Origin of the sequence: Pseudoalteromonas sp. AS84 (assembly GCF_038900255.1) — a bacterium.
In the GTDB taxonomy this organism is placed as follows: Bacteria; Pseudomonadota; Gammaproteobacteria; order Enterobacterales; family Alteromonadaceae; genus Pseudoalteromonas.
Genome location: NZ_JBBMQY010000013.1, coordinates 71611 through 83923, shown reverse-complemented (window position 1 = coordinate 83923; position 12313 = coordinate 71611). Strand labels below are relative to the sequence as shown.

Genomic DNA, 12313 nt, shown 5'->3' with positions numbered 1-12313 from the left:
TAATAACTAATACAAAAGTAGCTATTATGGCGTTTTAATATCATTTTTAAAATTGGCATGTTCGCTGCAACTAGATAATTGTCGTTTGATAAGTTTAATCAAACATTTAAATTATTTTAAAGGAGCTATTCAATGATTAAAACACTTTCTCTTTCTGCACTTGCTTTAGCAACAATGGGTTTTAACTCTGCAGCACACGCTGACATTTCTGATTTCGATTCTCCACGTATCTACACAGGTATTGGTTACGGTCAATATTCTTTTGAATTTGAAGATAGCGATAACGACACTGATTTTGACGACGATGCACAAATGCTTAAAGGTTACGTTGGTGCACAATTTAATGAATACTTAAGCTTAGAGCTTGCATATCAAAACTTTGATGAAGTGAGTGATATCGACAGCAAAGCTGAAATTGATGGCGTATCGCTTGCCGCACGTTTGGGCTATCCTATCACTGAGAGCTTTTCTGTGTATGCAAAAGGCGGTTGGCTTGAATGGGATGCTGATTACACACAAGATTTACCAGTAGGCGGTGTAACAGCTTCTACAGATGGTGGTGATGCATTTTACGGTGCGGGTATTGAATACGCACTTACAACAAATGTACAATTTCGTTTAGAGTACGAACGCTACAAACTTGATGACGATATTGATCCAGATATGGATGTAGCATCTGTATCAGTTCAGTACATGTTTTAATTAATATTTAACATGTATAAAAGGTAAGCCTAAGGGCTTACCTTTTTTGTTTCAGGCTCTTTTTAATTAATACACTCATATAAACCATTCAGTCTAATTAAAGATTTAAACCGAGCGGTTTATAAGTAATAAACTTTCTTACCTTAATGCGATAAAGACTAAATGCGGGTAGAATAGCGCTCTATTTTATTTGTACCCGAGTACTATGAGCGATTACACCATTTCGGCTATTGGCCACATTGCATCTCCTTATAAACAAAAGTTTGCTATACCTAGGCAACCGCGTTTAGTGCCCCAAGCTAAAGCAAAGCTTATTTTTACACCTGATTTTAATCGCGAAGAATTTGTACGCGGGCTCGATGAATTTACTCATATTTGGTTGCTATTTCGTTTTCATGAAACAGCTGATAAAGGTTATTCTGCTATGGTACGCCCTCCACGATTAGGTGGTAATGAGCGAAAAGGCGTATTCGCTACCCGCGCTACATTTAGACCCAACGCGATTGGAATGAGCGCTGTAAAACTTGAAGGCATTGAATATAAAAACGGACAGCTTAGCTTATTACTTGCTGGGATTGATTTACTTGATGGCACACCAATCATTGATATAAAACCGTATTTGCCTTATTCAGACTCAATGCCCGATGCAAGCGCTGGCTTTGCTGACACGCGCCCTGAAACACAAATGACGGTTGAATTTAGCCCTCAGGCAATTGAGTTCGTTAATGCCCAAACACAATACCCAGACTTACATGATTTTATAACCAATGTTTTAAAACAAGATCCTCGCCCTGCTTATAAAAAACAAAAAGAAGAAATGCAAAGCTACGGGATGACTCTCTATGACTTTAATATTCGCTGGCAGGTTAATGATGCACATAACTTAGTAACAAGCATAGAAAAAAACTAAATAACTCACTTAGCGCTTTAGTGTAAAAGCATCCGCTGGTAAACTTAAGCTCTATTAAAAGAATATAATTACTCTATTTCGGAAAAAACATGCGTACAAGCCAATATATACTCGCAACACTTAAAGAAACGCCATCAGATGCTGAAATTGTATCGCATCAGTTAATGCTTAGAGCCGGTATGATCCGTCGCGTCGCTTCGGGTTTATACACTTGGTTACCCTCTGGTTTACGCGTGCTACGTAAAGTAGAAAACATTGTACGTGAAGAAATGGACAAAGCTGGCGCCATTGAAATGCTAATGCCTGTTATTCAACCTGCTGATTTGTGGGAAGAGTCTGGTCGTTGGAATGAATTTGGTCCTGAGCTTATGCGCTTTACAGACCGTCATAACCGTACGTTTGCACTTGGCCCAACACACGAAGAAGTTATTACAGATTTTGTTCGTAAAGAAATAAGCAGCTACAAACAACTACCGGTTACTTTATACCAAGTACAAACTAAAGTACGCGACGAACGTCGTCCTCGCTTTGGGGTAATGCGTGCTCGTGAATTTACAATGAAAGATGCCTACTCTTTTCACTTAAGTGAAGAGTGTTTAGATGCAACTTATCAAGCAATGCACAAAGCATACTGTAACATTTTTGAGCGTTTAGGCCTTGATTACCGCCCTGTTATAGCCGATACAGGCTCTATTGGTGGTAGCGTATCGCATGAGTTTCATGTACTTGCTGAATCGGGCGAAGATGCAATTGCATTTAGTGATGGCAGTGATTACGCCGCTAACATTGAAAAAGCTGAAGCACTGGCACCTATTGAAGCTCGCCCTGAAGCATCAAAAGAGCTTAAAGCGTTTCCAACACCTGACGCTAAAACTATTAACGAGCTTAAAAAACACTACGGTGTTAAGCCACATCGCGGTGTTAAAACGTTAATTGTTTATGGTACGCCTGATGAAAATGAAGTACGTGGTTTAGTTGCCTTAGTACTTCGTGGCGATCACGAATTAAATGAACTAAAAGCTGAAAAACACCCATTAGTAGACTCTCCGCTTGAAATGGCAACAGAGGCGGATATTGTTGCTGCTATTGGCGCAAAGCCTGGCTCATTAGGCCCTGTTGGCTTATCAATGCCTATTATTGTTGATAGAACAGCTAACATACTTGCTGATTTTGTTGCCGGTGCAAATAAAGACGACGAGCATTACAGCGGTATTAACTGGGATCGTGACGTAACTGATTACGACGTTGCTGATATTCGTAATATTGTTGAAGGCGATATGAGCCCATGTGGTGAAGGTACTTTGCAAATTAAACGCGGTATTGAAGTTGGGCATATTTTCCAACTTGGCACTAAATACTCAGAAGCCATGAAAGCCGGCGTGTTAAACGAAGGTGGTAAAAACCAAACAATGACTATGGGTTGTTACGGTATTGGTGTTTCACGTATTGTTGCCGCTGCTATTGAGCAGAACAACGATCAATACGGGATCATTTGGCCAAAATCAATCGCGCCATTCGATTTAGCAATTGTTCCAATGAACATGCACAAATCGCATCGTATTCCTGATATTGCAAATAACCTTTACCAAGGTTTAAAAGATGCAGGTCTTGATGTGTTATTTGATGATCGTAAAGAGCGCCCTGGCGTTATGTTTAATGACATGGAGCTAATTGGTGTGCCATTTACGCTAGTAATTGGTGAGCGTAACCTTGACGAGAATAAAGTTGAGCTTAAAAACCGCCGTACAGGTGAAAAGCTAATGATTGATATCGATACAGCAATTGATGCAATTAAAGCAGCCGTTAAAGGTTAATAACACCCACGCTTAGAACAGACTATAAGGCCGCATTTAAAATGCGGCCTTTTTTATGCGCAATTAATAGCAATGCGTAATGGTAGCTTATCATCAACTCACCTTTCCTAAGGCGCATTGAACTCGTGGGTTGAAATTTGTTCAATCTAGGGGCGATTTAATCGCAGCGCGAAGCTTGTAACCTAGTAGACTCGATAACTGCTCCTGCGCTATTCTACTGACTTACATCCATGTAAGAATAAGTAAAAGCCGAGCAAAGCTTCCGCGTCCTGCTTACGCCCCTTACCGACATCTATGTAGGCAACAAGGAGCTAATAGCCCCTATAAGAACTCAAAGGGCAGCGCATGTTTGGCATTTATACTGCGTTATCACCTATTTATGGGGAATAACCACGCTACATATGATCTTCCTTGCCTAAAAACAAACAGTCTGCTGTAAAATCAATCACGAAAGGTCAACACGCCCTAGCTCTATATAAATATTTTAATTGCATGACTTTGTATAAATTGTCATAGAGGCTTCGCTAAAGTGTCTCATAAGTGTCATTGGGTTTATCTACAGTGTTAATTATTACACTATGGATAACGGGCATGACAAACAATCAACAGCGTAAGAAACAACACTACCCTACTATTTGGATATCAGATGTTCATTTAGGTTACAAAGACTGTAAAGCCGATTATTTGCTCGATTTTTTAAACTCGGTAGAATCCGACACACTTTATTTAGTGGGTGATATTATTGATTTGTGGTCGATGAAAAGACAGTTTTATTGGCACCCTTCGCATTATCAAGTATTGAGCTGTATACAACAAAAAGCAGTTAACGGTACACGCGTCATTTATATACCCGGTAATCATGACGAAACGTTTAGGAACTATATAAATCAAACGTTATTTGGTATTGAAATCCACCAGCAGTTTATTCACACCACTAAAGCTAATAAACGTTTTTTACTCGTACACGGTGATGATTTTGATTCCGCGACACGCTATAACAAACTTATTAGTATCGCGGGCGATGCAGGATACGACTTTTTATTATTTTTAAACCGCTGGACCAATCGTATTCGAAAGCTATTTGGTGGTAATTACTACTCGCTTGCATCATGGATAAAAGCTCGCGTACACAAAGCACGTGAAGCAATTAAAGCCTTCGAAGATGCCGCAATTCATGAAGCTAAAAAGCAAAACGTAGACGGTATTATTTGTGGACACATTCATCATCCCAAAATAAAAGTAGATGACGGAATTATGTATTGTAACGATGGAGATTGGATTGAGAGCTGTACAGCGCTGGTAGAGCAGCAAGATGGAAAAATTGAATTACTACATTGGTCAGACACACAATCCGTACTCGATAGCGCCGACATAACAAAGTTAAATATATCGACGGATGCTAAACCAAAAAAATCAGCTGCATAAGCAGCTGATTCACAATTAATAACTATTAACTTAGCCAGGTGATTAACTTATCTTTTAGCGTTCTTGGCTTGATTGGTTTAGTAATATAGTCGTTCATGCCTGCAGTTAAACAACGCTCTCTATCACCTTCCATCGCGCTTGCTGTCATAGCAATAATAGGAATGTGTGTGTAATCGACTCCGGCTTTACTATTTCTGATTTCACTTGTTGTATCGTACCCATTTAGATTAGGCATTTGGCAGTCCATTAAAATTACATCAAAGGATTGTTCTGTGTTTTCTCTCAATGCTTCTAATGCTTCTACGCCATCTGATGCACAGGTGATTTTTACTTTAGTTCGTTTTAAAATCGCCTTAGCTACTTCAATGTTTATCATATTATCGTCTACTAATAATATATGATAAGCAGAAAGGTCAGGCTCTACTTGTTCTTCTGTTAAGCCTTTGGGTGGCGCTATAATACAGTCTTTACTAGCACCAAATAAGCTTGCTAATTTATAGCTGAATTGATCTTGGGTAAGCGGTTTATTTAAAATATGGCTACCTTCAGGTAACACCATTTTAGTTGGTTTATCGGTCACCATGTCGCGTAAAATTAAGACGTACTTTTTATTAAACTGTTTACAGTAATTAATAAGGGCATCAATTTGAGGGTGTTCATCATCAATCAATAATAAGTCAGCCTCAAACTCTTTATGCTCACTAAAGTAGTCGAGTCTTATAATGTTTTCTGCATTTACTTTACAAGTTAATAGCAACAAATCGCACACATTTTGATAGACATTATCGCGCGCTATTAATGCAGCTACGCTAATGCTAGTAGCAAGTTCAATACCTGTATTTAGTTTTTTCTCTTGTGCGACGTGTAGCTCAACCGTTGCTGTAAATGTACTACCAACGCCCTTTTCACTTATAACAGTGATATTACCACCCATTAACTGAGCGAGCTTTTTACATATAGATAAACCTAAGCCTGTACCACCAAAGTGGCGGGTTGTGCTTGAGTCTTCTTGTGTAAACACTTCAAATAGTTTGTCTATGTTCTCTGGTGCTATACCAATACCAGTGTCTTTTATTGTAAAGCTCATTAATAACTTTGAGTCGGTAATGTACTTAGAACCAATTGTTAGACTTACTTCACCTCGGTGAGTGAATTTAAAAGCATTATTAACTAAGTTAATTAAAATTTGTTTAAGGCGATGGCTGTCGCCAATAACCATTCTGTCTACTACATCTTTAGTATCTAAAAATACTTCAAGACCTTTGCGCTGGCCTTGTAACGCTAAAGAGCTAATCATATCGCTACATACTGTAACAACATCAAATGTATGATTATCAATATCAAGCTTACCCGCTTCTATTTTCGAAAAATCGAGAATATCGTTAATCAAGTTCATCAATGAGTTAGCACTGCTGTTGGCTAGTTTTAGGTAATGATATTGTTGTTCGCTTAAGCCATCTTCTTTGAGCATTTCAAGCATACCCAAAACGCCATTCATCGGTGTACGGATTTCGTGGGATATATTTGCTACAAAATCACTTTTTGCTTGGCTTGCTGCTAATGCTTGATCAATTGCGCGCTCTAGCTCAACAGTCCTTTGTGATACTTTTAGCTCCAAAGTACTGTTCAAACCTTCAAGCTCTGATTGAGTGTTTTTTAAGGAGCTAATATTTCTTAAAATAGCCGCTACTTGATAACGGTTATTGTATACATCAAAAATACTGCTGAGCGTAATTGAAAAGTATTGTTTATTGCCATAACCATCTGTGTAGATAGCTTCAAACGGCATTTTTGACCCGTTTGAAATAGTCTCTTCTATACAGTTGCTATCGACTTCATTTAAGTTAAATAAAGAGACAAAGTCAGGACTAACACCTGTAATTGAAGTACCAAAAACCTCTTTAGCCGTGCTGTTAAAGTGAACTATTTCGCCAGTTTGCTCAATTGTAAAAATAGCATCCAGTGAGTTTTCAATTACTTTATTATTTTGCTCTTTTAACGAATTAATTAACAATTTACGGTTGATGAAACGTTGGTATAAAAAGGCAATAATTAAAAATATACCAAAAAACATGAGTAGCATAACAATAAAGTTTTGACGCCTTTCACTAACCTTTACTAACAATGTTTTAGTATTAACACTTACACCAAGCTCTAAAGGTAACATCGCAATATCACCCTCAAGCGAAATACGTTTTTTTAATGTATAAGAAATTGGGTAATTACTTAGCGGTAAAGTACCTTGCTCTAGCATTGTGGTTGCAGCGGAAAATTCTTCAGTCCACGTTTTCGCTTTATTAAATTCAAATCCGAAGCGCAGTTGAGAGTTTGGATGATATAGAAATTCACCTTCATTATTCATGAGGTAAATGTGTGTTCCATCTGGCGATTCAACCGTTAAACTTTTTATTAATTTATCAGCAAAGTAGTTAGTGACTAATATTGCAAATATCTTATTTTTTTCATCAAAAACAGGCTTAGCTACACGAAAAGTACTTATATAGGGTTCTTGTATCTGCCCATTTTCACGGTTGTAGTTAATAGGAGAAATATAAACACTTTTATTATCGAGCATGCTCGCTTTTATCATGTAATCGCGTTGACCTTTTTTTTGTAATTGCAGGCCTTGAAGTCGATTAATTTCCCCTAGCTGGTTTCGATCAACCCTGACAACTTCTTGTCCACCATCTGCGAGAATAATATAGCGAGCCTGAAGTATGCTGTCATCTGTGCGCATAAAACCACTAAAAATGCTCGCTAAGCGTTCTTCCCAAACGTCAATGTGCGTGCCTAACAAGGGATCTATTTTCTTGTTTTCAGTGGCGCGAGTAATGCCTTTAATCGGGGGGGTAGCGTCTAAAAAGCGAATAGCGGTAACACTATCTTTGAGATGGTTTTTTAGTGAAAGGCTTTTTGTTTCAAGCTCACGTTTTAATTCTATTTGAGCTGAATGGTAAACATCACTTCTTACTTTTTGATCGAACATATATAGAGAAGGCAAAGCTATAAGAACAAATGTTATTGTTGCAACGAGCATTAATTTATTATTTTTTGTTACATTCAACAAAATATTTCTTTTTAGCATTTACCTTCACCATAAATTTTTATTGTTATTAGTATAGAGCATTAAAGAAAGAATTGGACCATCTAACTAATCATTTGTCGTTATTAATTCTGGTGTTTTTAAATATTTAAGTACTAATGTACTACCTAAAAAGCTGTATTTGCAAAAGGTTAATCCAAGATAAACAAACGTTGAACCTAAAGGATTATTTAGGAATGCTCTGATTGTTCAGACCTTTTTTCACAACAAAGATGACTATAACCATGCAGAAAATAAACCCTCCTCCTATACACATATAGTTGATTATTGGATTAGACTCAGTATCAAGAGTCATTGCTAAGAGCCCATAACTCAAAAGCATTAAACCAATAAGTGACGCAGCCATTAATCTAATGAGTTTTTTTGTGGTTTTTTTCATTCTATTACTCCTTGTTCCCTAGCAATACTCTCTAAATTTTTCAAAAATTGAATCGATTCATGCGTTATATCCTTAATTATAAACTGAGGCTCTATTTCAAGCTCTCCTTCATCTATGTTACTGTTATTAACAGTCTTTAAAAAAACTGCTTTCCCTTCATTGTGCAGTGAGATTTCCGTCGGTATTTGATTTGTTTCATACTTAAATTTACGCATAAAATCTATTAAAGGCACATCTAAAAAACCAACAAACGCTTTTCCAAAATAAGTATCTTCGCGTGCTCGTTTTAAAAGCCAAGTATATTCAGCAGATGATAGAAATTGGTTTGGGAATGAGCTCGTTTTTACTGTTTGGACTTTTTCATCATCAAAATATCCTATAAATAAATTTTCGCCCTCCTTTTCGTAGGCAATATAATTATTAGGGTCGTTTTTAGGATCAAGACTCATTTCATAAATTTGTTCTTCAGTTAATCCTGGCGCATATTTCATCATATCAGTAAGAGCTTTATCAGCATTTCCTTTATTGACAGAATAATCCAATCTGTATGCGATATTTTTTTGATGATCTAAAATATATTGTCCATCATCTTTAATAGTCATTTCTGTAAAGGTTTTATTTGGCAAAACATAGTCTGTACGAAGGTATTTATCGGTGACTTTTATTTTAATGTATGCGAAATGATTTAGTTCTTTAGTTACTTGATAATTGAGTGAAAGGTAGTTTTGCGCGTTTGCGTGTCCACATAAACTTGCAGTGAGAACGATTATAAATTTAAATATATTTTTCAAAATTTCATCCTTAAAATTTAGTAATTAAAAATCGACGAAACCACATCGTATTTAGCTATTATTAGCGCCTATACTAAAGTACCTATTACATTAAATAGATATAACTTTTGGTAGGCTCATAGCAAGTATGATGAGTATAAACATAAAAACGAATAATCCAACATGAAGTTTAAATGGGTAAACCATTTGGCTTGTTCTGTCTAACGATACTGGATATTTATATTTTAATAATGAAAACACGAGTGTTTTACTATCAACACTCCAATGAGACAGTGGGATACTCTGCCCCTTTGTTGTATTAAATACTAGTGAGATTAAATGCGACCTTTTTGAAGTTCTGCCAATCGTGCCTTCAACTGAGTCGTAATCGTAATTCCACTTAGCCTCAATACTAATAATATCCTGCTTAGTTAGTGTGCGCGGTGTTTTATCAGTGAATAATAACGCGGGTAAATAAAGTTCATCATCATCTATTATTATGGAGCTTAAAGGCGCTGTTTTTATAAAATAGTATTTATTACAAACAATAACCTTAGCAAAGTAATAACTTACATAAGTTATTACTAAAAATGCAAAAGAGGGTTTCCAATTTTGTGATGAAAACGCAATAAATAGCGTAAGCAAAGCAAAACACACTACGATAATGTGAACTAAGCTTTTCTTACTATCAGGGAGCGGTAGCGCACACCTAAGTATAGAAAGGTTATTTTTAGCCTCAGCATTACCTAAAATAGTGTTTTGCGGAAATATTTTTGAAAATTTGTTTACTGTTACTGAGTTTGTTTTTTCAGCCTCGGCCTCTTCACGTTTAGCTGTATAAACGCGCTCAACGGTTGAGAGTTTACTCACTATTAGCTGTGCTTGTTTAGCTTGCTTGAAACACCTAAACGTATAAGTGCTCAATTTGCCTTGTACTGAGGTGTAATTAATATCTATGATATTTACAGCTTTATCTGCTCTAAACGATATTGTGTTTATACTGTTTGTATCAATGGTGTGGTGACTATACGTGAAGATTTCTTTCTTAAAAAAGTAAGCCCCCAACTTTACATCTATTTGATTATTGTGTTCATCAAATTTTAATCGATGTTGGAACATCAAAAGCGCAAGAATTAATAAAACATCAAGCCCATCACTTGTATCAAAAAACAAACCTTGACTTAAAACACCTAGTACAAGCCCTGCTACAGTTAGCCAAATGAATAGCCATTTAATCGTTTCTAATAGTGATTTTAATATAATTGAATTAGCCAAAATTCCCTCTTTGAATAAAAAAGTATGCTTGATTGCATACTCTCATAACATATAAATACTTAAGGTATTCGAAAAGCCAATTAGCTAGACGCAATAATAATTATCCAACCGTTTTCTTTAGTAAGTTCAAATACACAGCCGTCAGACACGAATTTTTTTTCACCATACTGGGCTCTTATGTCAACCTGTGCATAATTAGATTTCGATTCAGTTGATAATTTTTGAGATAAAACCTTGAATTCAGGGCTTGTTACATACTTTTGAAACTTTTCTGCCTTTTTACTCAAGTATGCGATAGCGCGTTTTTTTTCGTCTTCTGTATCTTTAAAATGCTTTGGTACAAAAGACATCAAGGTATCAATATCTTTATCGGCTTTTGCTTGTCTAAACTCTTCGCATTTTTTTATAAATAATGGATCTTGATTATCCTTAGCAGGAAAATTCACATTTGATTCATTAGCAAATGCTGCTGTACTTAATACCATAATACTAGAAAGGGCTATTAATTGTGATTTCATTTCAAATCCTTTGTTAACGGAACAAATAAAGGGAATGTCGTGTAAATATTTAGTTTTTCACTTTTATTATTTTGCTCTGTAGCAGTCGCGTCCATTGTAAATTCAAAACCGCCCTCCACTGGTTTCCAAGTAAAACTGTCTACATCAGGAGGACCAGATAAAATTAGCCCCTCTTTATTAATACATGCTAAACCTTTTAATAAGCTTTCTTCCTTTTCTAGCGCCCACAAGTCCTTTCCCATTACAGACAAGAGGATGGTACAACTATGCTTACTACTTTCTATATCTACATCATATATTAACATGTCACCTGATTGAAACTTAACAGAATTTTTAACAACAGCCGTTACTGAATGAGAGTCTACACACCCTTGCAAAACTAATGAGCCGAGCAATACATATATTGTTTTTTTTAACATAGCGTTCCTTTTAAATACTCTTAATTATTATTTTTGCGTTCACTTTTTAGCTTTTTATATAAATCATCTGCCACTGCAGTGGCCTTGCCAATAATGCTATAAGAGTCATCTTTTAAAAATGCGTCAAGCGACTCGTCCCGCAAATTTTGTTCGTACCAATATTTAAACTCTTTTCGACATGAAACCTGTTAAGTTACTTGGTCCATTTAACTGCTTTCCACAGCGACTTTAAACACTCTAATATTAGTTACTCACTTAAACTCGGCAAGGTACATCGCTATTATAGGGAAATTAGCCAAAATGCCAGAAACTCGTAAAAACAAATAGCCGATACTAGATCCCCCTCCTTCAAATGATTTTATATAAATTAATGGGTAATCAAAGTAATACAACAAATACAAAACATTAAACAACCCTACTCTATTAACGTTCAACTCAATTTTTTCGCCTGTTTTTAGCTTTATAAAAGCCCTATTTAGCGCAGCATTTACTTGAATTTGTGTATCAGACACGTGATTAATGAGATTGTAATTAAATAATATTGATTCGATGTCATCCCTTTTAAATATCCTGCTTTGCTTTAATGAATCATTTACAAATGGGTTAACTTGAATTTGCTTATTACTTATGGTCATTACTTCTTTTGAACTAAACCCAAACTTGCGCCATATAAGAATGCGTTTTAATAATAGAGTACCAATAAGTAGCGGTATATAAATAACTAAACCAGCTAAGCTATAGCTATCAACTAACCAAAGTCCGGCTACCAATGAAAGCGTAATTAAAGCAACTGTAAATAAAAGCTCCACTGGAAAAGACAAATGACATAATAAACGCAATAAAGGGAGTTTAATTTCACTCGTTGGGCTTAAGGTATCCTGCTCTTCAAAATGAGTGTTTTTAAACCATTTTGTATCGTCTAGACAGTTTGGCTGCTCATTGTTATTCATATTTAGCTTATTAATAAGTTGACCATAAGCCACTTGCCATCGACTTAC

Annotated in this window: 11 protein-coding genes; 4 read left to right on the top strand and 7 right to left on the bottom strand. The window is 36.1% G+C overall.

Translation table 11 applies throughout. The annotated features are described in order from the left end of the window. Positions 1-132 precede the first annotated feature (132 nt). From WNY79_RS13840 to WNY79_RS13825, 4 genes are all read left to right on the top strand, one after another. Positions 133-702 (top strand): outer membrane beta-barrel protein, encoded by a 570-nt coding sequence (locus WNY79_RS13840; protein ID WP_024599554.1) that lies wholly within the window; start codon positions 133-135, stop codon positions 700-702. Positions 703-907: 205 nt separating this feature from the next. Beyond that, entirely contained in the window at positions 908-1612 is a 705-nt protein-coding gene (tsaA, locus tag WNY79_RS13835; protein WP_342876125.1) for a tRNA (N6-threonylcarbamoyladenosine(37)-N6)-methyltransferase TrmO, read from the top strand. 89 nt (positions 1613-1701) lie between these two features. After that, positions 1702-3426: a proline--tRNA ligase gene (locus WNY79_RS13830; protein WP_024599556.1), complete on the top strand. Its 1725-nt coding sequence runs from the start codon at positions 1702-1704 to the stop codon at positions 3424-3426. A gap of 591 nt (positions 3427-4017) precedes the next feature. Then, on the top strand, positions 4018-4851 hold the full coding sequence (locus WNY79_RS13825; protein WP_170070847.1) for a UDP-2,3-diacylglucosamine diphosphatase: 834 nt from the start codon (positions 4018-4020) through the stop codon (positions 4849-4851). Between the two features lie 25 nt (positions 4852-4876). On the opposite strand, the gene WNY79_RS13820 is transcribed toward WNY79_RS13825, so the two are convergent. From WNY79_RS13820 to WNY79_RS13790, 7 genes are all read right to left on the bottom strand, one after another. Then, positions 4877-7936 (bottom strand): ATP-binding protein, encoded by a 3060-nt coding sequence (locus tag WNY79_RS13820; protein ID WP_342876124.1) that lies wholly within the window; start codon positions 7934-7936, stop codon positions 4877-4879. A gap of 184 nt (positions 7937-8120) precedes the next feature. Beyond that, positions 8121-8333 carry a hypothetical protein gene (locus WNY79_RS13815; RefSeq protein WP_342876123.1) on the bottom strand — a complete coding sequence of 71 codons (213 nt, stop codon included), beginning with the start codon at positions 8331-8333 and terminating at the stop codon, positions 8121-8123. Continuing rightward, a complete protein-coding gene (locus WNY79_RS13810; protein WP_101226467.1) occupies positions 8330-9124 on the bottom strand; it encodes a hypothetical protein in 795 nt (264 codons plus the stop codon). Before WNY79_RS13810 ends, WNY79_RS13815 begins: the two co-directional genes overlap by 4 nt. Before the next feature lie 90 nt (positions 9125-9214). Continuing rightward, entirely contained in the window at positions 9215-10378 is a 1164-nt protein-coding gene (locus WNY79_RS13805) for a hypothetical protein (protein WP_342876122.1), read from the bottom strand. A gap of 80 nt (positions 10379-10458) precedes the next feature. Next, positions 10459-10896 carry a hypothetical protein gene (locus WNY79_RS13800; RefSeq protein WP_342876121.1) on the bottom strand — a complete coding sequence of 146 codons (438 nt, stop codon included), beginning with the start codon at positions 10894-10896 and terminating at the stop codon, positions 10459-10461. Then, on the bottom strand, positions 10893-11315 hold the full coding sequence (locus WNY79_RS13795; RefSeq protein ID WP_101216505.1) for a hypothetical protein: 423 nt from the start codon (positions 11313-11315) through the stop codon (positions 10893-10895). Before WNY79_RS13795 ends, WNY79_RS13800 begins: the two co-directional genes overlap by 4 nt. Positions 11316-11566: 251 nt before the next feature. Further along, a complete protein-coding gene (locus WNY79_RS13790) occupies positions 11567-12265 on the bottom strand; it encodes a hypothetical protein (RefSeq protein WP_342876120.1) in 699 nt (232 codons plus the stop codon). Positions 12266-12313 lie beyond the last annotated feature (48 nt).

Excerpts from the sequence above, each read along its gene's own strand:
- WNY79_RS13800 (WP_342876121.1), bottom strand. The coding sequence starts at position 10,896 with ATGAAATCACAATTAATAGCCCTTTCTAGTATTATGGTATTAAGTACA.
- tsaA (WP_342876125.1), top strand. The coding sequence starts at position 908 with ATGAGCGATTACACCATTTCGGCTATTGGCCACATTGCATCTCCTTAT.
- WNY79_RS13815 (WP_342876123.1), bottom strand. The coding sequence starts at position 8,333 with ATGAAAAAAACCACAAAAAAACTCATTAGATTAATGGCTGCGTCACTT.
- WNY79_RS13820 (WP_342876124.1), bottom strand. The coding sequence starts at position 7,936 with ATGCTAAAAAGAAATATTTTGTTGAATGTAACAAAAAATAATAAATTA.
- WNY79_RS13795 (WP_101216505.1), bottom strand. The coding sequence starts at position 11,315 with ATGTTAAAAAAAACAATATATGTATTGCTCGGCTCATTAGTTTTGCAA.
- WNY79_RS13790 (WP_342876120.1), bottom strand. The coding sequence starts at position 12,265 with ATGAATAACAATGAGCAGCCAAACTGTCTAGACGATACAAAATGGTTT.
- WNY79_RS13840 (WP_024599554.1), top strand. The coding sequence starts at position 133 with ATGATTAAAACACTTTCTCTTTCTGCACTTGCTTTAGCAACAATGGGT.
- WNY79_RS13830 (WP_024599556.1), top strand. The coding sequence starts at position 1,702 with ATGCGTACAAGCCAATATATACTCGCAACACTTAAAGAAACGCCATCA.
- WNY79_RS13825 (WP_170070847.1), top strand. The coding sequence starts at position 4,018 with ATGACAAACAATCAACAGCGTAAGAAACAACACTACCCTACTATTTGG.